The 26155-nt window shown below is 61.8% G+C and carries 25 protein-coding genes and 1 tRNA gene; 16 read left to right on the top strand and 10 right to left on the bottom strand.

Annotated features, from left to right (window positions below; translation table 11 throughout):
• Positions 1-139: 139 nt before the first annotated feature.
• Genes trpD through trpG form a run of 4 tightly spaced genes read left to right on the top strand, consistent with a single transcriptional unit; the run spans position 140 to position 4144 of the window.
• Positions 140-1150 (top strand): anthranilate phosphoribosyltransferase, encoded by a 1011-nt coding sequence (gene trpD / locus QNM96_RS06325; protein ID WP_283835176.1) that lies wholly within the window; start codon positions 140-142, stop codon positions 1148-1150.
• The gene (locus tag QNM96_RS06320) at positions 1147-1803 is read left to right on the top strand and encodes a phosphoribosylanthranilate isomerase (RefSeq protein ID WP_283835175.1); all 657 of its coding nucleotides are present in this window, start codon (positions 1147-1149) and stop codon (positions 1801-1803) included. The genes trpD and QNM96_RS06320 overlap by 4 nt, the downstream gene beginning before the upstream one ends.
• 26 nt (positions 1804-1829) lie before the next feature.
• Positions 1830-3536 carry an anthranilate synthase component I gene (gene trpE, locus QNM96_RS06315; protein ID WP_283835174.1) on the top strand — a complete coding sequence of 569 codons (1707 nt, stop codon included), beginning with the start codon at positions 1830-1832 and terminating at the stop codon, positions 3534-3536.
• A complete protein-coding gene (gene trpG, locus QNM96_RS06310; RefSeq protein ID WP_283835173.1) occupies positions 3533-4144 on the top strand; it encodes an anthranilate synthase component II in 612 nt (203 codons plus the stop codon). Before trpE ends, trpG begins: the two co-directional genes overlap by 4 nt.
• Positions 4145-4261: 117 nt before the next feature.
• Here trpG and QNM96_RS06305 read toward each other — a convergent pair whose 3' ends face one another.
• Complete coding sequence (locus tag QNM96_RS06305; protein ID WP_283835172.1) at positions 4262-4438, bottom strand: hypothetical protein; 177 nt, start codon at positions 4436-4438, stop codon at positions 4262-4264.
• 417 nt (positions 4439-4855) lie between these two features.
• On the opposite strand from QNM96_RS06305, the gene QNM96_RS06300 reads away from it, so the two are divergent.
• Entirely contained in the window at positions 4856-7981 is a 3126-nt protein-coding gene (locus QNM96_RS06300) for an adenosylcobalamin-dependent ribonucleoside-diphosphate reductase (RefSeq protein ID WP_283835171.1), read from the top strand.
• Between the two features lie 159 nt (positions 7982-8140).
• Positions 8141-8320 (top strand): HVO_2523 family zinc finger protein, encoded by a 180-nt coding sequence (locus tag QNM96_RS06295; RefSeq protein ID WP_283835170.1) that lies wholly within the window; start codon positions 8141-8143, stop codon positions 8318-8320.
• A gap of 3 nt (positions 8321-8323) precedes the next feature.
• Here the strand turns inward: QNM96_RS06295 and QNM96_RS06290 are convergent, their stop codons facing one another.
• The 4 genes from QNM96_RS06290 to dnaK form a co-directional block, all read right to left on the bottom strand.
• Positions 8324-9130, bottom strand: a complete 807-nt coding sequence (locus QNM96_RS06290) for a hypothetical protein (RefSeq protein WP_283835169.1) — start codon at positions 9128-9130, stop codon at positions 8324-8326.
• A 79-nt stretch (positions 9131-9209) separates the two neighbouring features.
• The gene (locus tag QNM96_RS06285; protein ID WP_283835168.1) at positions 9210-9803 is read right to left on the bottom strand and encodes a DJ-1/PfpI family protein; all 594 of its coding nucleotides are present in this window, start codon (positions 9801-9803) and stop codon (positions 9210-9212) included.
• Positions 9804-9936: 133 nt separating this feature from the next.
• Positions 9937-11103: a molecular chaperone DnaJ gene (dnaJ, locus tag QNM96_RS06280; protein ID WP_283835167.1), complete on the bottom strand. Its 1167-nt coding sequence runs from the start codon at positions 11101-11103 to the stop codon at positions 9937-9939.
• Between the two features lie 89 nt (positions 11104-11192).
• Positions 11193-13169, bottom strand: a complete 1977-nt coding sequence (gene dnaK / locus QNM96_RS06275; protein WP_283835166.1) for a molecular chaperone DnaK — start codon at positions 13167-13169, stop codon at positions 11193-11195.
• Between the two features lie 205 nt (positions 13170-13374).
• Between dnaK and QNM96_RS06270 the strand changes: the two genes are divergently transcribed.
• The 3 genes from QNM96_RS06270 to QNM96_RS06260 all read left to right on the top strand — a co-directional run bounded on the left by QNM96_RS06270 (position 13375) and on the right by QNM96_RS06260 (position 16064).
• On the top strand, positions 13375-14058 hold the full coding sequence (locus tag QNM96_RS06270) for a helix-turn-helix domain-containing protein (RefSeq protein WP_283835165.1): 684 nt from the start codon (positions 13375-13377) through the stop codon (positions 14056-14058).
• Positions 14059-14571: 513 nt separating this feature from the next.
• A complete protein-coding gene (locus QNM96_RS06265; RefSeq protein ID WP_283835164.1) occupies positions 14572-14730 on the top strand; it encodes a hypothetical protein in 159 nt (52 codons plus the stop codon).
• Between the two features lie 524 nt (positions 14731-15254).
• Complete coding sequence (locus QNM96_RS06260; RefSeq protein WP_283835163.1) at positions 15255-16064, top strand: alpha/beta hydrolase; 810 nt, start codon at positions 15255-15257, stop codon at positions 16062-16064.
• A 68-nt stretch (positions 16065-16132) separates the two neighbouring features.
• Here QNM96_RS06260 and grpE read toward each other — a convergent pair whose 3' ends face one another.
• Positions 16133-17059 (bottom strand): nucleotide exchange factor GrpE, encoded by a 927-nt coding sequence (gene grpE, locus QNM96_RS06255; protein ID WP_283835162.1) that lies wholly within the window; start codon positions 17057-17059, stop codon positions 16133-16135.
• A 248-nt stretch (positions 17060-17307) separates the two neighbouring features.
• Here grpE and QNM96_RS06250 point away from each other — a divergent pair, with 248 nt between their 5' ends.
• The 3 genes from QNM96_RS06250 (at position 17308) to QNM96_RS06240 (ending at position 20719) form a co-directional block, all read left to right on the top strand.
• Positions 17308-18762, top strand: a complete 1455-nt coding sequence (locus QNM96_RS06250; RefSeq protein ID WP_283835161.1) for a DEAD/DEAH box helicase family protein — start codon at positions 17308-17310, stop codon at positions 18760-18762.
• Positions 18763-18827: 65 nt separating this feature from the next.
• Positions 18828-20393, top strand: coding sequence for a DUF790 family protein (locus tag QNM96_RS06245; protein ID WP_283835160.1), 1566 nt, complete (start codon positions 18828-18830; stop codon positions 20391-20393).
• A 32-nt stretch (positions 20394-20425) separates the two neighbouring features.
• Entirely contained in the window at positions 20426-20719 is a 294-nt protein-coding gene (locus tag QNM96_RS06240) for a hypothetical protein (protein ID WP_283835159.1), read from the top strand.
• 32 nt (positions 20720-20751) lie between these two features.
• On the opposite strand, the gene QNM96_RS06235 is transcribed toward QNM96_RS06240, so the two are convergent.
• Both QNM96_RS06235 and QNM96_RS06230 read right to left on the bottom strand, forming a co-directional pair.
• Positions 20752-21987, bottom strand: a complete 1236-nt coding sequence (locus tag QNM96_RS06235; RefSeq protein WP_283835158.1) for an alanine--tRNA ligase-related protein — start codon at positions 21985-21987, stop codon at positions 20752-20754.
• Positions 21988-22079: 92 nt separating this feature from the next.
• Positions 22080-22601: a multiprotein-bridging factor 1 family protein gene (locus QNM96_RS06230; RefSeq protein WP_283835157.1), complete on the bottom strand. Its 522-nt coding sequence runs from the start codon at positions 22599-22601 to the stop codon at positions 22080-22082.
• A 135-nt stretch (positions 22602-22736) separates the two neighbouring features.
• Here QNM96_RS06230 and QNM96_RS06225 point away from each other — a divergent pair.
• The 3 genes from QNM96_RS06225 to QNM96_RS06215 all read left to right on the top strand — a co-directional run bounded on the left by QNM96_RS06225 (position 22737) and on the right by QNM96_RS06215 (position 24279).
• Positions 22737-22821 (top strand) — tRNA-Leu (locus QNM96_RS06225).
• A gap of 241 nt (positions 22822-23062) precedes the next feature.
• Positions 23063-23626: a DUF420 domain-containing protein gene (locus QNM96_RS06220; protein ID WP_283835156.1), complete on the top strand. Its 564-nt coding sequence runs from the start codon at positions 23063-23065 to the stop codon at positions 23624-23626.
• A gap of 71 nt (positions 23627-23697) precedes the next feature.
• Positions 23698-24279: a hypothetical protein gene (locus QNM96_RS06215; RefSeq protein WP_283835155.1), complete on the top strand. Its 582-nt coding sequence runs from the start codon at positions 23698-23700 to the stop codon at positions 24277-24279.
• A 66-nt stretch (positions 24280-24345) separates the two neighbouring features.
• Here QNM96_RS06215 and QNM96_RS06210 read toward each other — a convergent pair whose 3' ends face one another.
• Positions 24346-24975 (bottom strand): DUF4013 domain-containing protein, encoded by a 630-nt coding sequence (locus QNM96_RS06210; protein WP_283835154.1) that lies wholly within the window; start codon positions 24973-24975, stop codon positions 24346-24348.
• Positions 24976-25204: 229 nt separating this feature from the next.
• On the opposite strand from QNM96_RS06210, the gene QNM96_RS06205 reads away from it, so the two are divergent.
• Positions 25205-25801, top strand: coding sequence for a plastocyanin (locus QNM96_RS06205; protein ID WP_283835153.1), 597 nt, complete (start codon positions 25205-25207; stop codon positions 25799-25801).
• A 24-nt stretch (positions 25802-25825) separates the two neighbouring features.
• Here the strand turns inward: QNM96_RS06205 and QNM96_RS06200 are convergent, their stop codons facing one another.
• On the bottom strand, positions 25826-26023 hold the full coding sequence (locus QNM96_RS06200) for a DUF5800 family protein (RefSeq protein ID WP_283835152.1): 198 nt from the start codon (positions 26021-26023) through the stop codon (positions 25826-25828).
• Positions 26024-26155: the final 132 nt, after the last annotated feature.

Genomic DNA, 26155 nt, shown 5'->3' with positions numbered 1-26155 from the left:
ACTAATCGTTGCCGACCACCGTAATTGAAGGTTTCGAATCGGTCGGCGTACGCGAGCCATCCCCACGGGTGGTCCGATACGTTTAAGCCGATGTACTCATTTGAACATTATAAGACAACTACGTACATTGGTGTTCACTATGCAGGAGTACGTCGAACGAGTGACTGACGGCAAAGATCTCACACAGAAAGACGCTCGAGCGGCCTCGGTGGCCGTCTTCGAGGACGCGACGGAGGCACAGATCGGTGCACTGCTCGCGGCATTGCGCGCGAAAGGAGAAACGGAAACCGAAATCGCCGGCTTCGCCGAAGGAATGCGCGCCGCGGCCCGAACGATTTCGCCCGACCGGGAGCCACTGGTCGACATCGTCGGCACGGGCGGAGACGACTACGACACGATCAACGTCTCGACGACGAGTTCCATCGTCGCCGCCGGTAGCGGCGTGCCGATCGCCAAACACGGCAACTACTCGGTGTCCTCGTCCTCGGGCAGCGCGGATGTCCTCGAGGAGGTCGGCGTCAACGTGGAGGCCGAACCGCCCGCCGTCGAGGAAGCGATCGAAGAGGACGGGATCGGATTCATGCTCGCGCCGGTCTTTCACCCCGCGATGAAAGCCGTCATCGGCCCGCGAAAGGAACTCGGGATGCGGACGATATTCAACGTGCTCGGTCCGCTGACCAACCCCGCCGGCGCGGACGGCCAGATCGTCGGCGTCTACGATCCGGAACTCGTCCCCGTTCTTGCAGAGGCGCTCTCGCGCATGGACGTCGAACGCGCACTCGTCGTCCACGGGGCCGGAACCGACGAAATCGCGGTCCACGGCGAAACCGTCGCCGCGGAGGTCGACGGCACCGACGTCGAGACGACGACGCTCGAGCCGGCCGACATCGGTCTGGACTCCCACGACATCTCCGATATCGCGGGTGGCTCACCAGAAGCGAACGCATCCGATCTCCGCGGGATCGTCGAGGGGGACGTTACGGGCGCGAAACGAGACGTAATCCTCGCGAACGCGGGGGCCGCGATCTACATCGCCGACGAAGCGGATTCGCTCAAGGAGGGCGCATCGATCGCCGCCGAGGCGATAGACAGCGGCGACGCGGCGGCGAAACTCGATCGGCTTCGGTCGGTCTCCCCGGAGGTACGATGACGCGAGTCAAAATTTGTGGCGTCACTCGGGTCGAAGACCTAGAGACGGCAGTCGATGCGGGCGCGGACGCCGTTGGGATCATTTCCGATGTTTCCGTCGATACTCCGCGAAAAGTATCCCCGGAACGCGCGGCGAAACTCGTTGCGGCGGCCCCGCCGTTCGTTACGACTGTCCTCGTAACGATGCCGTCGAACTACGCGCGGGCGATCGAGTTGGTGACCGAAATCGAACCGGACGCGATCCAGCTGCACGGCGATATCCGACCCGGAGACCTCGCCTATCTGCGCGCAAAACTCGAAACCCAGATCTTGCTGGCGGTCGACGCCGGAGACGTCTCGTCCGCAAAAGCGTACGACGATATGGTCGACGGCTTCGTCGTCGACTCGACGGGCGAAGACGGCGGCGGCGGAACCGGCAGGACCCACGACTGGGAACGAACGAGAGCCGAAACGACCGACCTCGACTCGCCCGTTATTCTCGCCGGCGGACTGACTCCCGATAACGTCAGCGAAGCCGTCCGCACGGCAGATCCGTTCGCCGTCGACGTCGCGAGCGGCGTCGAAGCCAGCGGTGGTGTCAAAGATCCGGACGCAGTTGCTTCGTTCGTCGAACGCGCGACCGACGACGCACAGACGGTCGAACCGGGCCCCTGACCCCTCATATCCAACGTATTCGATTCATGACTGAACACACCACAGATTCCGAACACGCGGACCAAACGAGCGAGACGCCCGCGTTCGACCTCGACCGTGCCGAGTTCTGCGAACACGCCGGCGCTTCGGAGGACCGACCGGCTGTGGTTCGTCTCGTCGCGACGTACGACCTTGAGACGACGCCGCTTGCCGCATACGCGGCACTCACCGGACGATCCTCGAAGTCGAAACCAGCACAGACGACGGACGCCGATGAAAACCCGTACGCCTTCCTCCTCGAGAGCGCACAGAAGACACCCTCGAGCGATCCCGACGGCGCGTTTCGACCGAGTTCTGCGGAGGCCGAGCGCCACGCCCGATTTTCGTACGTCGGCTACGATCCCGAGGCGGTCGTAACGGTCGGTCCCGACGGGACGACCGTCGAGGCGCTTTCCGACAGCGCACCGATTGATCTAATCGAACCGAACGAGGGCGGCGACACCGTCGATTCCCTCCGCGGCGCGTTACCGGACGTCCGACTCGCGAACGTCCCGGACCACGATCGACAGCATCTCGAGGGAGGGCTCGTCGGCTTCCTGGCCTACGACGCCGTCTACGATCTCTGGCTCGAGGAAGTCGGACTCGAGCGCCCGGACTCGCGGTTCCCGGACGCCCAGTTTGTCCTCACGACGAAGACGCTCGCGTTTGACGAGCGCGACGGAACGCTCTCGCTCGTGTTTACGCCGGTTCTCGAACCCGACGACGATCCAGCCGCCGTGTACGAGAATATCCGCGAGGAAGCTGAACGGGTGGGTTCGATCCTCGAAGCCGCCGAAGAGCCCGACACGGGCGGATTCGTTCGCGAAGACGAGGTCGCGGGCTCGAAAGACGAGTACGAGGAGAGCGTCCGACGGGCGAAAGAACACGTCCTCGACGGTGACATCTACCAGGGCGTGATTTCGCGGACCCGAGAGCTTTACGGCGACGTCGACCCGCTCGGCTTCTACGAGGCGATGCGCGACGTGAACCCGTCGCCGTACATGTACCTCCTCGATCACGGTGACCTCACCGTCGTCGGCGCGAGTCCCGAAACGCTGCTTTCGGTTCGCGGACGAGAGGTTATGTCGAATCCGATCGCCGGAACCTGCGACCGGGGCTCGAGCCCCGTCGAGGATCGGCGATTGGCGGGCGAGATGCTCGCCGACGACAAGGAACGAGCCGAGCACACGATGCTAGTCGACCTCGCGCGAAACGACGTCCGGCGCGTCGGGGAACCCGGCTCGGTCCGCGTCGAGGAGTTCATGAACGTCCTCAAGTACAGCCACGTCCAGCACATCGAATCGACCGTTACCGGCCAGTTAGCCGCGGACGCCGACGCGTTCGACGCGACTCGAGCGTCGTTCCCCGCCGGAACGCTCTCGGGCGCGCCGAAAGTTCGGGCAATGGAGATCATCGACGATCTGGAGACCGAACCGCGCGGACTGTACGGCGGGGGCGTCGGCTACTACTCGTGGACGGGCGACGCGGACTTCGCAATCGTGATCCGGACGGCGACGGTGGAAGACGAGACGCCGGATGGAACCTCGAGTCCCCAACGAATAACCGTTCGCGCGGGTGCGGGACTCGTCGCCGACAGCGATCCGGCCGCGGAGTACGAGGAGACCGAGAAGAAGATGGGCGGCGTCCTCGCCGCACTCGAGCGTATCGAGGAGAAGCCACCCGCCGAAACACCACCCGCGGAGGTGCCCCGATGAGCGCGACCGCGTCCTCGAACGATGCCGGCCGCCCGACCGTACTGTTCATCGATAACTTCGACTCGTTCACGTACAACCTCGTCGAGTACGTGAGCCAGCACGCCGATACGGCAGTCCTGAAAAACACCACCTCGCTCGCCGAGGTGCGGGCCGTCGATCCGGACGCGATCATCATCAGCCCCGGTCCTGGCCACCCGAAACACGACCGCGACGTCGGCGTCTCCATGGACGTGCTTCGCGAGGTGAGTACCGACGTTCCGACGCTCGGCGTCTGTCTCGGGCTCGAGGCCGCCGTCTACGAGTACGGAGGATCGGTCGGTCGGGCCCCGGACCCAATTCACGGAAAGGCGTCTTCGATCGATCACGACGGAACGACCGTCTTCGACGGACTCGAGGACGGGTTCCGCGCAGGCCGGTACCACTCGCTGGTCGCGACGGAGATTCCCGACTGTTTCGACGTGTCGGCGACGGCCGAACACGGTTCGGAAACGCTCGTGATGGGCGTGCGTCACCGCGAGTACCCGATCGAATGCGTGCAGTTCCACCCCGAGAGCGTGCTGACCGCAGTCGGACACGACCTGATCGAGAACTTCCTCGAGACCGTTTAAAAGGGGTCACGACTTGTCGCCAAATCTACTCGACAGGTCTGATTACTTCGAACCGAACGCAAAGAGAGCCGTCGCGTGATCGGAGTTGGAAGCGATACTGCGGTTAACTGGTATCGATTACCCGACGTATCCCAGGTAGCCGGCGGTATAGTAGGCACCGAGGACGACCGCGGCCAGTACGCCAACTCGGATAGCGAGTTTGATTGCGATACGGATAGCGATGACAGCGACCAGGAGGGCGGCGAGTGCTGCCATGACGAGAAACATCGTTGATCCTGTGAGTACGCCGATCATATTGGATATGTTGAACGGAAGGACGTAACCTTTCTGGTACTATGAAAAATGAGTTGGGGTGAACGTAACCGACGCGAGACTGTTCTGTAGGCCCTCAATAGGTCGATCTGGACGAATGGTTCAACTAACGATTCTACTTTCAGATCGGTCTGAAAATCATTAAGACCGTCCACTCCGTACTAGCTGTTACCCACGCAGACGGCCGTCTCGGCTGTCGCAATACAGACCACCGCACAACACTTGACAGAGGCTTCTGTACAAGTGAAATTGTGCTAATACAAGAAACGTAGGACTACATCACCACGTTTTATGAGGAATGGATGAATACCAGACTTTCGTCACGAATGATTCGAACAAGGACCAATTTCAGTACGGAAATGGCAGGCGGCGACGCGTTTGCCTCGAGGTGTCTCGCGCATGAGTAAGACAGACCTCTCTGCGGACGATCTAACATTGCCGATCAAGCGCACCGACGGGGACACCCTCGAAGCGCGCATGACCGACAACGCCTATCAGAATATTCTGCCGGCTCGCTACCTTCGCAAGGACGCAAACGGCGACCTGATTGAGAGTCAGGAGGATCTCTTCGAGCGCGTCGGACGGAATATTGCGCTCGCGGAAGCACCGTATGAAGCCGAACAACGCGATCTCGAGATTACCGTTACGCCCGACCAGCTCAAGCCGGACCACCCGCGGCGGGACGAACTCGCCGAGGAGGTGTTCGGTGAGGGAGTCACGGCAACCGACGACGTTGAAACGACGCTCACGGAATCGAACGTCAACAAGTTCGCCTACGAGACCGTCGTTCCGGAACTCCCCGCGGAGGTCCGCGAACACGTCGAAGACGTCACCGAGACGTTCACCGAGGGAATGGAATCGCTTTCGTTCATGCCGAACTCGCCGACGCTGATGAACGCCGGCGATGAGCTCCAGCAGCTCTCGGCCTGTTTCGTCATGTCTCCGGACGACGACCTCTCGGATATTCACGAAACCGCAAAGAAGGCGGCCGAGGTCTTCCAGTCCGGCGGCGGCGTCGGCTACGGCTTCTGGAAGCTCCGTCCATTCGGCGACTCCGTCGGTTCGACCGGCGGCATCGCCTCCGGACCGATCACTTTCATGCGGACCTACGACCAGCTCTGCGAGACGATCGCTCAGGGCGGGACCCGACGCGGTGCCCAGATGGGAATTATGCGCGTCTCCCACCCCGACGTTATCGAGTTCATCCACGCGAAGAACAAGGACGTCTCACTGGCGCATACGCTCCGTCTCAACGACCCCGACGACTACACCTACACCTCCTTCAGCGAGGCACTCGAAGAGTCTCGAGACCTCATCGACGAGGACGGGCGCGTTCCCAAACACCTTCGTAACGCCGTCGAAGGCCACCTGTCGAACTTCAACATCTCCGTCGGCGTCACGGACGACTTCATGGAAGCCGTCCAGAACGACGAGGAGTACACCTTCACCAATCCGCGCACGGAGGAACCCCACATCGCCACCGAGGAGACCAAGGAGATGTACGGTCGCTACGACCTCGCCGAGCACGTCGAGGTCGGCGAACCGCTCTCGATTCCCGCCGAACTCATCTTCGAGCGCATTGTCGAAGGTGCTCACGAAAACGGCGAACCCGGCGTCATCTACCTCGAGCGAGTGAACAAGCAACACTCCTTCGACGTCGAGGAAGAGCCGGATCACCAGATTCTCGCGACGAACCCGTGTGGCGAACAGCCCCTCGAGGAGAACGAGGCCTGCAACCTCGGCCACATCAACCTCTCGACGTTGGCCGACCTCGACGCACCCGACTGGCGCGTCTGGTCCGAGGAACACACTGATGAGTACGACTCCCACGAAGCCGCCATCGAAGCCTTCCTCGAGGAGGCAATCGACTTCGAGGAGTTTGACGAACGCATCGAGTACGGTACCCGATTCCTCGAGAACGTCGTCACGATGTCGGACTTCCCCGTCGAGGAGATCGAGCAGACCGTCAGCGACATGCGCAAGATCGGTCTCGGCGTTATGGGTCTCGCGCAATTGTACGTCCAGCTCGGCGTGAAGTACGGTAGCGATGAAGGAAACGAAATCGCCAGCCAGTTGTTGACCCACATCAACCACGGCGCGAAGGCCAAAAGCCACGAACTCGCACTCGAGCGCGGTTCCTTTGCCGACTGGGACGAATCCAAGTACGCGAACCCCACCGAGTACCGCGAGTGGTTCGAACACCAGACCAACGAGGACGCCGACGATTGGGCAGACGGCTTCCCGATCCGCAACCACAACGTCACCACCATCGCACCGACGGGCACGACCTCGATGGTCGGCAACACGACCGGCGGCTGCGAGCCGATCTACAACGTCGCCTACTACAAGAACGTCACCGACGACGTGCAGGGCGACGAGATGTTGGTCGAGTTCGACGACTACTTCCTACGCACCTTAGAGGACAACGACATCGACGTCGACGCCGTGAAAGCGGAAGCTCAAGAGCAGATGGCGACCAACCAGTTCGACGGCGTCGAGGGCCTCGAGACGGTTCCGGACGCCATCGGCGAACTGTTCGTCATCACCAGCGACCTCTCGGCGAAACAACACGCCGCGGTCCAGTGTGCCTGCCAGAACGGCGTCGACTCGGCGATTTCGAAGACGGTCAACGCGCCGAACGACTCCACGCTCGAGGACGCCAAAGAGGTCTTCGAGTGGGTCTACGACAACGGCGGAAAGGGCGTTACCTACTACCGCGACGGCACCCGCTCGAAGCAGGTGCTGACGACCCGCGCGGATAACGCCGACTTCGCCGACGAGACCGAGGCGGCCGAGGCGCTCGTCGACCAGATTGAGGAAATCTTCGGCGGACTCGAGGCGTTCCTCGAGAGCGAGAACGTACAGGACATCCTCGAAGAGGACGTTGAATCGCTGCTGACCGATGTCGAGAGCGAACCGGTACACGTCGACTTCACCGAGAAACGTGAGCGACCGGACGCCCTGCAGGGCGTCAGCCAGCGCATCGACACCGGCTACGGGAAAATCTACGTGACGATCAACGAAGATCCCGAGACCGGCCAGCCGTTCGAACTGTTCGCGAACATCGGCCACTCCGGTGGCTTCACGAACTCCTTTACCGAAGCCCTGGCGAAAGTCATCTCGACCTCGCTTCGCTCGGGCGTCGATCCGGAGGAGATCGTCGACGAACTCTGTGGCACGCGCAGCCCGAAAGTCGCCTGGGACAAAGGCGAGCAGATTCAGTCGATTCCGGACGCCATCGGCACCGCGATGCGTCGATACCTCGACAACGAGATCGACAAACCGTACCCGAAACAGGCGACTCTCGAGGAGTCGGCCGACGCCGACGTGGCCGTCGAACCGACCGATGCCCACGAGACAGACGGTGGAGCCAAGGCCCAGTCGCCGGTCGAGGAGGACCACGACGCGACCCAGGACCTCATCGACGCCGGCGAATCGCCGGAGTGTCCCTCCTGTGGATCGCTCTCGCTTTACTTCTCCGAAGGCTGCAAGACCTGCGAGTCCTGTGGCTGGAGCGAGTGTTAACGTAGTCGTACCGACCAGTAACTGATTCCGACGGTTCGAACTCCGTTCGCCGATTCGATTTTCGGATTCTTCTGCCTCGAGCGGTCGTCACGTTGATAGTGTCGCCGGTCTTCGGACGTGATACGAGAAGTCGTCCAAAGCGCGAACGAAGGATTACCGATGAGCTACCGTAACGAGACAGATTCCAGGAAAGAAAGCGACTCCGGAGACGAACGCGACCTCGAGGCCGGAACCGGACCACCGTGTCCGTTCTGTGAGACGCCAATGTACAAACGCCACTGCAAGTACGTCTGTCCGCAACACGGGGTCATCATCGACTGTAGTGATCCGTTTCTCTGAGTACTACAGCGAGACGCCCTCGAGGTCGAGACGTCGAGGTTCGGGAACCGATTCACGCTCGCGTGTCGTAACCGCGTATGCGCCACGATTGTCCGCGTACGCGCCTCGTTTGTCGGGATCCCGTTCCTCGAACCCGCTCATCTCTTCCGTGAGAACGAAGACGCCGTCGGCGAGCAGCGGCGCGATCACGCCAGCGGCGACCGTGCGCGGATCAGCTAGCGGAGCCCGGAGGACGACTCGGTCTCCCGCCTCGATCTCCTCAGTTTCGATGATCTCCCGCGCGCACTCGAGTGCTTCGCCGTGCGTGACCATTCGCTCGCCGTCGGTCAGCAGAGGGGTTCCCGAACCGAGATCAATCGGTGGAAACGAGGGGTTCTCACTCCAGAGCCCTTTATCGAAGTGGTGAACGGCCGGCTCGTCCGAACTCGCTCCGTAGCCGATCCGCTGGGCACCGTCTGGTAACTCGAAATCGCCGACCCTCGAGGTCGGGGCGACGACTGCTCGGTACGGTCCGTCATCTGCGGTCGGCTCTCTCGCGGCCTCGGACGTGAGATTCTTCGGCGGATCGAACCTGGTCGTTCCCTCGAGCAACGCGGTGCCGAAAAACGAGAGGAGCGCCATCGGTCCCGATCCGACGACGCCGACGCGGACGCCCTCCCGCACTCCGCTGTGGCGGAGGAAATTCCCGGCCTTCCAGGTGCTCGTACAGAGCCAGTGGGTGTCGTAGGTTCGGCCGGTCGCGTCCTCGAGCGAGGGCCGGTCCGATCGTCGGTCTCGAGTGAACAGCTCACCGACCGTTGCTGCGGTCATACGTGAAGATTCGTTCGGAGCGGAAAAAAGACGCCGACTCGAGTCGGCACAATGGGGACGAATCGTCAATCGTCCGCCGTCAGTCGTCCGCCGGAGCCGGTTCGGCGTGCTCGATCTCGGTTCCGATAACCTCGAGGAACTCGGCGAGCCACTCGGGATGGTCCGGCCAGGCCTGTCCCGTGACGAGGTTGTCGTCTCGAACGACGCCGTCTTCCCACGTGCCACCCGCGCCTTTCACGTCCGCCTCGAGCGCGGGATAGGCCGTACAGGTTCGTCCCTCGAGGACATCCGCGGCGGCGAGAATCTGTGCCCCGTGACACAGCGACGCGACGGGTTTCTCGGCCTCGAAGAAGTGACGGACGATCTCGAGGACCTCCTCGTGCGTTCGGAGATACTCCGGCGCGCGGCCACCCGGGACGACGAGCGCGTCGTATTCGCTCGGATCCACGGCGTCGAAGTCGTGATTCAGCTCGAAGTTGTGCCCCGGCTTTTCGGTGTAGGTCTGGTCGCCTTCGAAGTCGTGAATCGCGGTGGGACAGACGTCTCCGGCCTCTTTTTCCGGACAGACCGCGTGGACCTCGTGTCCGACCATCTCGAGGGCCTGAAACGGAACCATCACCTCGTAGTCTTCGACGAAATCGCCGGCGAGTAGCAGGATCTGTTGTGCTGGCATGGGTCGTGTTCACCCACTGGCCGCTCCCACGGCAATCGAAATAAGCCTCGTTTCGCAGTATCGAGACTAACAGGAAATCCGGCTGTTCGCGAACTGGATCGGCTACAACGAAAATTGGAGACGGGTTAGCCGCCTAGAACGCCCGCTTGATCTTCTCGAAGAAGCCTTCGTTGACCTCGATCTCGTCGCCGCCGGCTTCCGCGAACGCCTCGAGCGCTTCCCGCTGTTCGGCGTTCAAGCTGTCGGGCGTGACGATCTGGACCTGCACGAAGAGGTCGCCGCTGCCGCGTCGCTGGAGTCGCGGCATGCCCTTACCCTCGAGGCGGAACGTTTCGCCGCTCTGGGTGCCGTCCGGAATCTCGAACTCGGCCGCACCGTCGAGCGTCGGCACTTCGACCGTGTCGCCGAAAGTCGCCTGCGGGAACGAAATCGGGAGTCTGTACCGGAGGTCGTTTCCGTCGCGTTCGAACTCCTCGTGCTCGCGGATCGAGACGTCGATCAGCAGGTCGCCGCTCGGGCCGCCCTCCGGACTCGGACTTCCTTCGCCTTCCATCCTGAGCGTCTGGCCGTCCTGGATACCCGCCGGAACGTCGACAGTGAGGGTGACTTCCTCGCGAACGTATCCTTCGCCGCGACAGTCGCTACAGGTCTCCGAATAGAGCGTTCCCTCCCCCTCACAGCGCGGACACGCTGTCGTCTGTTGGACTCTCCCGAGTGGCGTCTGCTGGACCTGTGTGACCTGTCCGCGGCCCTGACACTCCGGACAGGTTTCCGCGTCCGCTTCCGGCGGGTGGCCCTCTCCGTGGCAGGTGTCACACTCCTCGGGGCGGGCAATCGTGAACTGCTTTTGGGCCCCGTCGTAGGCCTCCTCGAGATCGATCTCGAGGTTGGTCCGCATGTTTCTACCCTTCCGCGGGCCGCGCCGTCCGCGGCCGCCGCCTCCGCCAAAGACTTGCTCGAAGATATCGCCGAGGCCGCCACCGCCGCCCATACCGCCACCGCCGCCCATACCGCCGAAGGGGCCGCCACCCATGCCGCCAGCACCGCCCCCACCCGCGTCGTAGCCGTGTTTTTCGGCCTGTTCGTACTGATCGTGGCCCATCCGGTCGTAGGCGCTTCGTTTCTCTTCGTCCGTCAGGACCTGCTTTGCCTTCTGAATCTTCTTGAACTTCTCTTCGGCGTTGGGGTCGTCGCTGACGTCTGGATGATACTCCGTCGCCTTCGACCGGTAAGCCTGCTTGATCTCCTCGGGAGAGGCGTCCGGGCCCACGCCGAGAACATCGTAGAAATCCTCACTCATTCGTTACTCCCCGGTAATCGATTGAGCCACTTGAAACGAACGTTTGTGCTACCTCGTAGACGAACTACGAGGACGAGCGCTCGGGGTCGCTAGGAGTCGTCGCTGTCGGCGTCTTCGTCGCTCTCGTCCTCGACGTCTTCGAAGTCGGCGTCGACGTACTCGTCGTCACCCGCGTCCGGGCCGCCGGCTCCCGGGTTGGGGCCGCCACCCATGCCTGCACCGGCCGCGGCGCCTGGTCCTGCACCTGCGCCCGGTCCGGCACCGGCTCCGGCGGCTCCGCCCGCCCCAGCGCCGGGGCCTGCACCGCCCGCTGCCCCTGCGTCGGCGTTCTGATAGACCTGTTTGCCGATTTCCTGGAGCTCCTTGCTCAGGGTCTCGGTTGCCTCCTCGATGTCGTCGGCTTCGGCGTCCTCGTCGTCGATCGTCTCCTCGAGATCCTCGACGGCGTCTTCGACGTTTTCGCGAAGTTCGTCGTCGACATCTTCGTTCTCCTCGAGGAGCGTCTCGGCGCGCTGGATCGCGGCTTCGGCGGAGTTCCGAGCTTCGATCCGCTCGCGGCGTTGTTGATCCTCTTCGGCGTGTTCCTCGGCTTCTTCCTGCAGTCGGTCGATCTCGTCGTCAGAGAGACCGGCGCCGCCTTCGATCGTAATCTCCTCGGTGGTGCCGGTTCCCTTGTCCTCCGCGGAGACGTTGACGATCCCGTTCTCGTCGATCGAGAAGCCGACCTCGATTTGGGGCGTTCCGGCCGGTGCCGGCGGGATGCCAGTCAGGTGGAACTCCCCGAGCAGTTCGTTCTTTTCGGCGAGTTCGCGCTCGCCCTGGAAGACCCGAACCTGGACCGACGTCTGGTTGTCCGCGGCGGTCGTAAAGACCTTCGACTCCTCGGTCGGAATCGTCGTGTTCTTCTCGATGAGTCGCTCGAAGAGGCCGCCCTTGACCTCGATACCGAGCGAGAGCGGCGTCACGTCGAGCAGAACGACGTCGTCGACCTCGCCGCCGAGGACGCCGCCCTGAATCGCCGCGCCGAGCGCGACGGCTTCGTCGGGATTGACGTTCTTCTGTGGCTCCTCGCCGATGAGTTCCTCGACCTTGTCCGATACCTGTGGCATCCGGGTCGAGCCGCCGACGAGCAACACTTCGTCGATCTCGCCTTTCCCGTAGCCCGCGTCCTCGAGCGCCTGCTCGGTCGGTTCGACCGTGCGCTCGATGAGATCCGACGTGAGCGACTCGAACTTGGCTCGAGTCATGCTCTCTTCTAAGTGGATCGGGCCGTCGTCGGTCGCCGTGATAAAGGGCAGGTTGATCTCGGTCTCTTTTCGGCTACTGAGTTCGATCTTGGCCTCCTCCGCGGCGTCTTTGAGACGCTGAAGGGCCTGCCGATCGTCGCGGAGATCGACGCCGTGGTCGTTCTCGAACTGTTCGGCCAGCCAGTCGATGATGGCGTGGTCCCAGTCGTCGCCACCGAGGTCGTTGTCACCGTTTGTCGCGACGACCTCGTAGACGCCGCCGCCCAGATCGAGGATGGAAACGTCGAACGTCCCGCCGCCGAGGTCGTAGACGAGAACAGTCTGATTGGAGTCATCCTCTAAGCCGTAAGCCATCGACGCCGCTGTCGGCTCGTTGATGATCCGCTCGACGTCGAAGCCGGCGATTTCGCCGGCGTTCTTGGTCGCCTGGCGCTGTCGATCCGAGAAGTACGCCGGCACCGTAATAACGGCCTTCTCGAGGTCGTCACCGAGGTACTCCTCGGCGTCGTGTTTGATCTTCTGGAGGATCATCGCCGATATCTCTTCGGGCGTGTACTCCTCGTCCTCGACCGCTACGGTGTAGTCCTCCTCGCCCATGTGGCGTTTGATCGAGGAGATGGTTTTCTCCGGGTTCTGAATCGCCTGATTCTTCGCCGGTTTGCCGACGAGCCGTTCGTCGTCGTCGGTAAACGCGACCATCGACGGCGTCGTTCGGTCTCCCTCCGAGTTGACGATGATCTCCGGGTCACCGCCTTCCATCACTGCGAAGGCACTGTTCGTCGTCCCGAGGTCGATCCCGAGAATCTTGTTGCTCGTCATCTGGCCGGGTATAACGCGCACTTTGTTTTAAAGCTTACTAGCTGGGGTCGTCGTTCGAATAAAATGCAACGTGAGCGCGTTTACCGTCGTTTCTCGTTAGTTTGGTCGCGAGTAAAATTCCGGTGCGCTCGAGTCTTCCGGTCCGCGAACCGACGGGTTCGATCGTATCAACACACGGATAGTCATCGACCGAAACCGTCTCAGCATGGGACTGGTCGCCGAGTTCGAAATACACTGCGAAGCGCTCCCGTTAGTCGAAGTGGCCGACGCCGTCCCGGCGGCGACCATCGAGGTTCAGATCCAGTTCAACCACGGTGATCGCCCCCCGTTTATTGTCCACGTAATCCACGGTTCACACGACGCGGTCGAGCGCGCGCTCGAGTCGTCGTCCTTTGTCGCGGCGTATACGGTGATCGGAGAGGCGGGCGAGACCCGTCGCTATCAGGTGGTCCCAGCCGTCGGGTTAGCGGGTCAGCTCGGCGGTCAGGTCGACCTCTCGGGGCTCCGTGCCCTGGCGACCACCGAGTCGGCCATCGAGCGGATCAGAGCCACGCCGAACGGATGGATCCAGACCGGCTGGTTCGCCAACCGCGGCGCGTTCCACGAGTTCCGCCGATTCTGGCAGGAGAACGCGGGATTTTCGCTTCGACGACTCGGCCGCGTCGGCGAACCCGAGGAGCCGGGCAACGGACTGACCGATCCCCAGCGCGAGGCGCTCCGGATCGCCTACGAGATGGGATACTACGAGATCCCCCGTGGTGCCTCGCTCGAGGCGGTCGCAGACGAACTCGAAATCTCGCCGTCGTCGCTCTCCGAACGGCTCCGTCGCGCGCAGACGCACCTGATCGAAACCACCGTCGCTTCGACCTGGCCGCCGTTGCCGGAATAACTCGCCGCGTCCGGTACGGTCGCTTGTCGTACGACCGCATATAAATTGTCGAACGATTTCGAGACACGCTTAGCCCAGCTGGCGGCGAATCGGAGAGTCCACATGCAGACGACCACGTCAACAGACGGCACCAGTATCGCGTACGATGAACACGGAGACGGCCCACCGCTGGTCTAGCTCCACGGCGGGGGGACGCGCCGTTACTACTGGAACCTACTAGTTCCCCACCTGACGGAGGACTTCACGGTCGTCCGTCCGGATCGACGCGACCGCAGCGACAGCGGAGACGCCGAGGAATACCTAGCAAGACTGCTATCGATCCTACCGGCTTCGTTTCCAACGAGCCACTGCACACTGTCTGATTCAGCTCCTGTGATTTCCTCGTCACACCCGGTGAGTGAGACGCTCATAGCCAGTCCCGATCACGAACGACAGTGCGTAGAAGTACACTACTGTGAGCAGAAAAAATGCCCAGTCCGGTGCCCACGGATCGTACAGAGCGGTTAGAACCGAGTGTACTGGGACGAGGACGAGGCCCATCAACTGATCGAGAATCTTGAAGGGAAGTCCGGTTTCGAACCATGTTGTTGTGTATCCAGCGAGTGGTCGTCGGAGGAAATGTTGGAATACGAGGAAGACGAGAAGGCCGAATACCCCGAGAACAGGTCGTGATGGTCGAAGGGCAGAATACAATATGCCAATATTTTGACTCCATGATTTCGACTCCATTAAGATGTCATTTTAATTATACCATCTTGTATTTACCGATCACGTCAAATAGATGTCGGAACAGTCATGATTTTTGCATTTACCATTTTGGTTTGTATGTTAAATAACCATACAAGAAGATATACTCGATGAGGATCCCGAAGAACATTACTGGCCATACCCAGTCTGGACATACTCACGGAGTGCGACGCTGAGCGGATGGGCCTACGAAAAGAAAATCCCATCAACGTCACCTTCGAGAATTTGAGCAGTATATCTGAAGTGACTGACGTTCTCGACGATGATGGATGGACCTCGCTTGACTGGAGGCAGGGCCAGGAAAAGCGACGCTTCGGATAGAAGCACAGAACAGATTCTGTCGAGAAGTCCACAAGTTATGGGACGTCGACGCCCCGCCGACTTCGTATAAACTGCCGAACTATTTCGAGACGGGCTTAGGCTGACTGGCATCCTACCTGTTCTTCCACATGCAGACGACCACGTCAGCAGACGGCACCAGTATCGCGTACGAAACAGACGGCGACGGACCGCCGCTGGTCCTCCTCCACGGCGGCGGAACGCGTCACTACTGGAAACCGCTCGTTCCCCGACTAGCCGACGACTTTACCGTCGTCCGTCCAGACCGGCGCGGACGCGGCGACAGCGGCGACGCCAAGGAGTACGGAATCGAACGAGAACTCGAAGACGCTCGAGCAGTGATCGACTCGATCACCGGCGATCCGATCCTGTTCGGCCACTCCTTTGGCGGCCTCCAGGCGATCGAGGCCGCCCGCGAGCGGTCGGTCGAGGCGGTCGTCGCTTACGAGCCGGCGTACCTCGTCGGCGAGTACCGGGAGCGAGCGGACCTCGCGTCCCGAATGCAAGCGAAGCTCGAGGACGGAAACCGCCGCGAGGCGATGAAACTGCATCTCGAGGAAGTAATCCACGGCGGCGAGATCGACGACCTCGATCGCTGGCTCGAGGAGTGGCCGGCCTGGCCCGACTGCGTCGAACACGTCGAGAACACGCTCCGGATGGATCGCGCACTCGAGAAACACCCGACTCCCGACGCACTGGACGTTGATGCACCGACGCTCTTGCTCAGCGGGAGCGAGGGACCGTCACACCTTCGAGATAGCGTTCGCGCAGTTCACGACGCGCTCCCGAACAGTCGTTTCGTGGAGTTCGAGGGCGTCAGTCACCTCGGACCGGTCGAAGCGCCGGAGCGGATCGAGAGTGAAGTTCGGCGGTTTCTCGAGGCAATAGAAGCACCGGATTCGACGATCGACGGAAAATGAAGGGGTGCAAGGGACGATGTGGAAACAGGCGGCTGTTCCACTAATCACACGACAGGTTTCTAACTGCGTCAGTTCTCGGCGTCCGCTTCGTCGTCTCCGGATCCGCTCGGCGTTTCGTCGTCGGTCGCGCCGCTCGCCTCCGCCCCGTTTTCGTCGCTTTCGTCGGCGAACTCCCCGTTCGAGACGGTTATCTGTGCGTTCTGGATGACCTTCTCGCCCATCTCGTAGCCGGGTGTGAACACGTCTGCGACGGTCCCTTCGGGCTGGTTGCTGTCGACGTTCATCATGACCTCGTGCCGTTGGGGATCGACCTCGGCCCCTGGTTCCGGATCGATCTCCGTGACGTTCTCGTCCTCGAGGATTCGGTCGAACTCCCGAAGCGTCATATCGACGCCGTCTCGGAGGCTTTCGACGTCCCCGCTTTCCTCCTCGAGCGCGCGTTTGAGGTTGTCCCGAACGCCGACCAGCCGTTCGACCAAGTCCTCGGTCGCGCGCTCTTTCATCTGCTCCTGGCGCTTTTTGGCTCGTTTCTTATAGTTCTGAAAGTCCGCCTGCTTGCGTTTGAGCCGGCTCTGGAGGTCTTCTATCTCGGCTTCTGCCTCCTCGAGTCGTCCGTCTCGTTCCTCGAGTGCCGCTTGCAACTCCCCGATTGTCTCGGCTTGCTCCTCGATACGACCGGCGAGGTCCTCCTCGCGATCGATCGCGTCCTCGAGCAGTCGGTCGACCTCCTCGGACGTTTCCGCCTCGGAAATATCCGCGACGGATTCCGATAGCGCGGGCGAGAGGGAGGGGTCGAGATGGATCTCGCCCTCGGTCGAGTCGTCGGCGACTGCTTCGGTGTCGGACTCCGAAGCGGCCGAATCTTCGGTCTCCTCGGCGACACCAGTGTGATCGGTTTGACTTGCCGAATGCTCATCCCCTTCGGCAACGTCGTCGGATTGCTCCTCGGACGGAACGGCCTGGGCGTCTGCGTTCGTGCCCTCGTCTTCGCTCATATCCCAGTCAAAGAACAGCGGTAATAAAAGGATTGAGGTCCGCTCCCGGACGTGTCAACCCTCCCGATAGCGATCGTGAAAACGATGTATACGACTGATACTGCCGGCTGTGACTATATGAAGATTCTCGCACCCCCGGGGCGGCGAGAATTGTGAACGACGTACAGCCGGCAGTATGAACTCGAGCGCTCACACCTCCACACGTGCTCAGCCAATCGATATATGTGCGTCCGGCGTGACTTGGGGCTATGACGTCTCCGGAATCGGACGAGAGGGGTGACCTCACGCTTCGGTACGAAGACGGGACGGTCCGTCTCGACGGAGCCCTCCCCGAACGCGTTCGCTCGCAGCTTCTCGACTCGACCTCCCTCGAGTTCGAGTCGGACTCGCGATCCGAGACGTATCGCGTTCCGGCTGTTCGATACGCGGACCTTCTCGAGGCCCTCCGAAGCATCGGTGAAGACGGCGGTCAGAATCTTCGGGGGACCGCCGTCGACGATCGAGTACTGTCGCTCGAGGAACTCTCTCGGCTCGAGTCGGCCTACACGCTTCGTGACTACCAGAACACGGCGCTCGAGGATTGGCTCGAGACCGATTCGACCGCGAACGCCGGTGATTTGGCACCCGCTCCGAGAGGCGTTCTCGAACTCCCCACGGGGAGCGGAAAGACCGTTATCGGGCTGAAAGCGATCGAGCGGCTCTCGAGACCGACGCTGATCGTGGTCCCGACGATCGACCTGCTCGAGCAGTGGCAACGAGAACTCGAGCGGGAGTTCGACGTGCCGATCGGGCGATTCGGCGGCGGCGAACAACGGCGCGAGGCGATCACCGTCTCGACGTACGACTCGGCGTACCTGAAGGCGGATTCGGTCGGCGACCGGTTCGGACTCGTCGTTTTCGACGAAGTCCACCACCTCGGCGGGGAAGGGTATCGCGACATTGCTCGACTGCTGGCGGCACCCGCGCGACTCGGACTCACGGCGACGTTCGAGCGGCCGGACGACGCCCACAAAGTGGTCGCCGACCTCGTCGGTCCGCTCGTCAACCGCATCGCCGTCGACGAACTCGCCGGTGACCACCTCGCGCCCTACGACGTCAAACGCCTCGAGGTCTCTCTCACTGACGAGGAACGCGAGGAGTACGAGAAGAACCAGGACATCTTCACGGACTACCTCGCCAGTTCGAACATCCGAATGACCAGCGGCTCGGACTACCAGCAGTTGGTCAAGCGGTCGGGTAACGACGCCGAGGCCCGTGAGGCCCTGCTCGCCCGCCAGCGTGCACGCGAGATCACTCGCGGAAGCGACGCCAAGAGACAGACCCTCGAGACGATCCTCGACGACCACCGGGACGAGCGGATCATCGTTTTCACCGCCTCGAACGACCTTGCCTACGAGATGAGCGAACGATTCTTGATCCCCACGATCACCCACCGGACGGGAACGGACGAACGCCGAGAGATTTTGGAGCGCTTTCGCGAGGGAACGTACTCGCGCGTGGTCACGTCGAACGTTCTCGACGAGGGCGTCGACGTTCCCGACGCCTCGGTCGCTGTCGTCCTCTCGGGGAGCGGAAGCGAACGGGAGTTCACCCAGCGTCTCGGTCGGATTCTCCGACCGAAAGCCGACGGCGGGCGGGCGCTGTTGTACGAAGTCGTGAGCCAGGAGACGAGCGAGGAACGCGTCGCCGACCGTCGACGATAGATCGAGACAAGCGAGACCCCGCATTCCGGGTGACTTTTACCCTCCCTCGACTGATAGGTCGGTAGATGTTGACGAAGGACCTGTTGCGCGTGTCGCGCGCAGGAGGGGGGTATCAGCCGCGCTTCGCCGGACGCGAACACCGGCCGCTCGCGGCCCGAGTGATCGGGATCTATCAGGGCCACGTCGGCGAGCCGCGCGGATCGCTCGAGTCGTCGCTGGAGGAACTCGAACGGGGGATCGGCGGAGTGGGAGACTCCTCGAATACCGGCTCTACGGACGGTGGCAACCAGCGTCCCGTCGACGAATTCAAACTGATTCGGGGATTCGGTGCGCTTCTGGATCGCGAGACGACAGTCCAGACCGAAGCGCCGCTCGAGCCTGTCCGCGCGAGACGCGCGGCGTTCGAGGCCGCGGAAGCCGTCGGCGGGGTCGCCTCCGAGGAGGAACGCGCGATGGCGCTGGTCGGGGCCGGCGAAACCCTCGAGATCTCCGCGGACGACATCGCGGCGTCGTTGTACGCCGATCTCGAGGACCGACAGATCATAGAGGAGGTCGACACGCGGTGGAGTCCAGACGAACTGCTGGCCCAGTACAACCTTTCACTGGCCCAGACGGCGCTGTTTGACGCCACGGAGATCCACGTCCGCTCGAGCGATCCGAAGGCGTTGATTTCGGCGATCAAACGCCTGCGGCTGATGTACGAAATCGAGAAGACGACCGACGGACGCGAGGTCGTCGTCACCGGACCAACGCACCTCTTTCGGGCCACGAGACGGTACGGGACGCGATTTGCGAGACTCTTGCGAACCGTCGCGAAGACCGAGGAGTGGCGACTCGAGGCGACGGTCGACGACCGCGGAACGGAGCGGACGATGACGCTCTCGAGCGAGGATCCGGTATCCGTCCCCGACGCGGAACCGGTCGTAGACGTTTCTTTCGACAGCGGCGTCGAATCGGAGTTCGCCGCTCGCGTCGGAGCGGTCGACCTCGAGTGGGACCTCGTCCGGGAACCCGAGGCCTTAGAGAGCGGGACCCGCGTGATGATCCCCGATTTCGCCTTCGAGTACCAACACGCCGACTTCCGCGTGTATCTCGAGATCATGGGCTTTTGGACGCCCGAGTACGTCGAGAAGAAACTCGAGGAACTCGAGAATCTCGAGGACGTCGACATGATGGTCGCGGTCGACGAATCGCTCGGCGTCGGCGAAGAGATCGCGGCTCGAGATCATCGGGCAATCCCCTATTCGAAATCCGTTCGCCTCAAAGACGTCGCGAGCGTACTCAGAGAGTTCGAGTCCGATCTCGTAGCCGAAAGTGTGGCGTCCCTTCCAGAAACGATCGAACCGGACGACGACGCGGTGACACTGTCTTCGCTAGCCGAGACGTACGGCGTCAGCGAGGACGCCCTCGCAGAACCGTCCTATCCCGACCACGAACTCGTCGGTCGGACGCTCGTCCGTCCGGCAGTCCTCGAGGAACTCGAGGCGAAGATCGAAGACGGAATGGATCTCGCCGACGCGGAAGCCGTATTCGAGTCGTACGGTGTCTCTGACTCGAGCGCACTGCTCTCCCGTCTCGGATACGGAGTCGACTGGGAGGGGTTATCCGGCGGCACCGTTCGCGAGCGGTGACGTTTTGACGCTTCGTGGGTGATGCTAATCCGATGAACGATGCCGACCGACCGCTTCCTCCCGAAGGCCTCGACGAGGACGTTCTCGCCTCTCTCGCCGTATTCGAGGCGGAGGAACCGTCGACGCTCCGGGCGGTCGCAACATATCTCGAGGAGCGCGCGGCGTGGGAGGAATCGAGAGATGTTAATCGATCCAATGTGGAGTTACCCGAGGGCGTCCCCGAGCGGGCGACCGTTTCGGTCACGGAGATCGCCGGAACCGAGTACCATTACTACCAGTGGCGCGAGGGCGACGAGATCAAGTCCACGACGAGGACGCGAACGTAGTCGGGAAGGAAAATAGTCGGAAACGGACCTATTCACTCGAGTGCCGAGATAATCTCCGCTGGCGTCGCGTCGAACCCGCCGCCCTGGGCGAGCCGATCCGAACCGCCGCCTCCGCCGCCGAACTCGGCTGTAATCTCCTCGAGTACCGCCGTCGCGGCTGTCGATTCGTCGGTGCCGACGACGGCGAAGACGGAATCGGTTTCGCCGGTTGCGACGATGATATCTCCGAACTCACTTCGGCGGTCCTCGAGAACGTCACTGACGACTCCCGCCGAAATCTCGCCGACGTCTGTGAGTACCCATCGTCCGCCCTCGCCCTCGTCATCTTCGAGCGTTCGGCCGTTCTCGAGGCGTTCCCGAACGAGTTCGCGTTCGCGGGCTCGTAGTTCCTCTGCGAGCTCCTCGCGCTTTGTGTCACGACGCTCGAGTTCGTCGGTCACGTCCTCAAGGCCGACACCCAGTTTCGTCTTCGCCGCGAACGCAGTTTCCTTCTCCCTGGCCCGCCGATCGATGGCGTTCGGGCCGACGGCGAACTCGACTCGAGTCATTCCCTCTCCCGGATTGGATCGGCCGAGAACGGTTACCGGGCCGATTTCGCGCGTGTTCCGAACGTGCGTGCCGCCACACGCCGCGACGTCCCACGGATCCTGCGGAACGACACCGCTGGTGCCGTTCTCGTCTTTCTCTCCGATCGTTACGAGTCGAACGCGCCCTTTCTCGAACGCGCCTTCTTCAGTCGCCTCGTTGAAGGCGATGTCTTCACGCTCGCGCGCATCCGTGACCGGAACGTCCTCCCAGGAAACGGAGCGGGACTCCCAGACGACTCGATTGAGTTGCTCGTTCAACTCCACCAGCATCTCGTCGTCGATTTCAGTCGAACTCTCGAGGTCGACGCGGACCTTCTCCTCGCCGATGTCGAACCCCCCGTATCCAAGATCGGAGAGGAGCTCTCTGCCCGCTCCGTAGAGCGCGTGGCTCGCGGTGTGTGCGCGCATGCAGTACATGCGAAACGACCAGTCGATCCGACAGAGCACGCGGCGGCCGGCGTCGAACGACGGCTCCTCGGCCAGTACGTGAACCTGTTCGCCGTCGGTGAGCTGGACGTCTTCGACGTCGACGTCACCGATCGTCCCCCTGTCGGCTGGCTGTCCGCCGCTCTCGGCGTAGAAATAACTCGTCTCGAGCCATACCCGTCGGCCGTCGACAGCCACCACCTCGGTCTCGAATCGCGTCGTATACGGCTCTGCGGCCGCTTGTTGCCCGCTCATCGGTTGATCTCCGTTTGCCCGCAATAAAAGTCTGCTCGCCGACCCGTGGCTTGCCGTCGATTCCTCCGTTCGAGAACCGAGTCCAGAGACGGTTACTCCTCGAGTTCGATATCCAGTCGCTCCTCGAGTGCGGCGATCAGCCCACCGCCGATTCCGGCCTGGGTCGCTCGTCCCTGTTCGACGGCGAGCAGGTCGCTTTCCGGGACACCCAGTTCCTCTGCGAGTTCGCCACGTTGTAATCCGGCTTCCTGTCGAGCCTCGATCAGGATATCGCCGTAGCCCGAAACCAGGTACGGAAGCGGGTCGTCGTCATAGTTGGTCCCCTCTTTCTCCCAGTGCTCGGAGTCGCCGTCCCAGATCGGATTTGCTTTGGCGACGTTCTGAGCCGCTTTCTGCTTCCGGCTCGGCCCGTCTCCGCCTCGGTCGCTCTGCGCCCGATTGCCCCCGCTGGAACCGCTCGTTCGCTGGGCGTCATCGTGGGGAGCACAGCTCGGACAGACCTCGAGCTCCGCGCCTGCGACGTTCGCTCGAGTAAGCGAGTCGCTCTCCGCGCCACAGAGTTCACAGGACGTCCCGCCGCTGCCGGAGGACGATCCAGTCGAGTACTTTGCCATGATACCATTTGGCATTTCGCGCATTTGAACGCTCCGTTTGTGACGGATCCATGTGATATCGACGCAGGCGTCGGACTAAAGGAAAGGGCTTTAATAGTCACACTGGATACGATTGAATGCAGAAAGAGAACGCGAGCGTGGGTAGCCAAGCCAGGCCAACGGCGCAGCGTTGAGGGCGCTGTCCCGTAGGGGTCCGCCGGTTCAAATCCGGTCCCACGCATCGCATGGGTGGACGAAGTCCACCATGGAAGCGCGGCGCTACGCGCCGCGACACGTGAGGCGGTGTAACCGCCGAACGAACGATGCAGGTGATCTCCTCCGAGGACATCACCCACGCACAATTCTACTGGAGCCAACAACCGCAAGCGAGAGCGCTCGCCAGCGGTTTCGTTCGGTCGCTATCCCTCGAGTCCCTACTCGAGGACAGTAACCGATTTCCCCCGACAGGCTAACGAATACGTATGGAATACGTCTCTCGAGAGCGCGTCGGCCCTCTCACCGGAATACTGAGCGTCGTTTCGCTTGCGGTGGTCTTTGCGGCGGCGGGTGGACAGATTCCCCCGTCGGTCGTTCCGACCGCACCGGAGTGGCTACTCGACGCAATTCCGCACGTCAACGTGCTCATCAGCCTGACCGCGATCGGAACGATAACGCTGGGCTGGCGATCGATTCGACGCGGCGAGATCTCGAAACACAGAGCCGCGATGCTGACCTCGTTCGGCTTGTTCGCGTCGTTTCTGGTTCTCTACCTCTACCGGTTAGTTGCGACCGGCGGACCGCAGGCGTTTCCTGGTCCCGAAACTGTCTACCAGTTCATTTACCTGCCGATCCTCGCCGTTCACATCCTTCTCGCGGTCGCGTGCATCCCGTTCCTCTACTACGCGCTCTTGCAGGCGATCGCGTACCCGCTCGAGGAGCTTCCTCAGACCAGTCACGCACGATTCGGCCGGATCGCCGCGAGTCTCTGGCTGATTTCGTTTTCGCTCGGGATCGTCGTCTATCTGCTTCTCCACGGCGTGTACTGACGCCAATGTGGAGTCCGTGTTCTTTCGAGCCCAGTGGATTCAAACCGCCTCGAGTCCAACCATTTCTCAACATGGAGAAAACGCCGCGAGGGACGTCGGTCGGGGTCGACGATCCCTACGAGTTCGCGGGCCTCTGTGATTACCTAACCGGCGAGGGCCAGTGCCGGTACGCCTTCGACCACTACGAACACGACCCGGAGTTCGCTCGAGAGCGCGCCGAGGACGACTATACGTGCCCGGTCGCAAATCCCGAGACTGAGGAGACGTGGGCAGATTGCCCGCATTTCCGATCCCGGAATCAGGACAGGGAATGCGTTCGCTGCGGACTCGAGGAGAAGCGAAACGAACTGACCGACGAGCGACCGCTCCTGGAGGAACACCACCTCTCGTACAGAGATACCCTCGAGGCCACGGGGAGCGACAGTACCGATGATCCCGAGAACGAAACTGAGGACGCCGACCCGGAGCTTACCCACGAAATCACGATCTACCTCTGTCGGTGGTGTCACGCCAAGGTCCACAACTCGTGGGCGCGGATCACCGACGACGTCGCACCCGATCCGGAAGCCGTCGCTGCGCTTGAGGAACGACGGGGGCGCGAACTCGAGGAGACAGGATTCGAGTCGGCGGCGGATCGGTACGGGACGGAGTGAGCGAAACGAAAGCGGCGTCTGGAGTCACTTGCTCCTCCGAATTGCTTGCTTCCTCCAAAGCGAATACTACGCGCTCGAGCGACGAGCCGGCCCGTCGACCTCACCCATCAGTTTCGAGTAGACGATAAATTCGTAGATCAGCGTTGCGGGGACCAACAGCAGTCCGATGATCGTGAACGCCAGCGCGACCTGGAAAATCAAGAAGAGGATCGGGCCGATAAGTATGACGAGCAAGAAGACGGCGAGGTACCGGAGAGAGAGGGCAGTCCGCGCTACAGCCCCAACCTTCAACGCGTCGCTTATTCGCCGTTCTCGACTGAAGTGGTACGTGATAGCGGTCGTACCGTAGATAAGCCCGAAGTAGGACGGAACGAGCAACACCCAGAACAGCGCCAGCCCTGCCGTCCTGTTGAGTTCCTGAACGAGAAGCATCGCTACCGCCGCGAGCATGAAGGCGACGAAATAGATGAGGAAGACGCCGGTCAGTTTCAGCCCGTCTACGAGCAACCCGACGTAGTCCTCGAACTGCGGCGGCTCAAGGCCCTTAGAAGCGTTTTGTACCGCTCTAGTGACATATCCCGTCAGGATAAATGCGGGAACGATTAGGAAAGAAGTAACGACCAATAGCGATCCGATGAGCAGCGTCTTGGGATAGTCGTCATCCTCGAGCGGGTATTTCAGCGCATTAACGATCATGACATGAGGTCGTATCCGGCTACTCATAAGTTTTCGTTGGTGTTTCCGAGTCGGACACAACCCGCTGACTGGTGGGGGTTTGGGGTGACAACGTGCTCGAGTTGCGGACTTAGGAGCGCGGCGCTTGCTGTCGGTGAAACGGTTCACCGAAACGAATGAATCCGACAATCACGAGTTACTGACAGTATGGACAGCGTACCAATAGTGAGGAAACTGGATAGTCGACCCGATGGAACGACCTGATTCGGTGGCTCGGCGACAGACACTGAAACTTGCGGGAAGCGTGACTGGTACGGCGCTCGTCGCCGGCTGTCTCAGCGGGGATGACAGCGATGATGGCTCGAACAGCGGGAACGAAACGTCGAGCGGCGGCAACGAAACCACCAACGGAGGAGGCGATGACGACGGATCGAACGGCGGGGACGAATCCGATTCGGCGAACGGTGAGAGTAACGAAAAACCACATTCGAACACCGATCCCGAAGCCTGGGAGGGCGTCGACGAGATCGTGTTGAGCGCCACGACCTCGAGTTGGGAAGGCCTCGAGCCCGACCCAATCGAGGGGGTAGAGAACCCCACGCTCGTCCTCACTGCGGGAAACGAGTACGTTATCACCTGGGAGAACGCCGACGGACAGTCCCACAATCTCGAGATCTGGGACGACGACGAGGAAGTCGTCGGTGACTACAGCACCGAGTTGATGGCCGAGGAGAACGAAACCCAGTCGCTCGAGATCGTGGCCGCCGAGGAGATGGCCGAGTACACCTGCGAGGTCCACGTCGACTGGGGAAAACGCGGCGATATCGAAATCGAATCCGCCGAATGAGATGGCGCTGCCCCGCCTGCTCGCTCAGTCGATAATGTCTCCGATTCGTCGCGGCTCGCCCTGCAGGTCCGGCTGTTCGGCGACGATCTGTAACACTTCGTGGTCGGTGACGTCGTAGTAGGACTTTTCGGTCGCCTCTTCGATGAGTTCCTGCTCGAGGCGAAACTCCGTTCCTTCGTAGACGACATCGACGCCGGTGTCGTCGAACGCAAGCGTTGTCATAGCTGACTGTATGCGGCGGTGGATTAAAAGCAGGGCGACTGCGCTTTCGTGGCGTCGGCTCGTCGATCACTCGAGTCGGTAGTCCGGGACCTCGCTGATCGGGCGGCTAGTCGGGAATTCTCGCCGGCCAGG

Source organism: Halostagnicola sp. A-GB9-2 (assembly GCF_030068615.1).
GTDB lineage: Archaea > Halobacteriota > Halobacteria > Halobacteriales > Natrialbaceae > Halostagnicola.
This window is presented reverse-complemented; position numbering and strand designations above follow the sequence as displayed.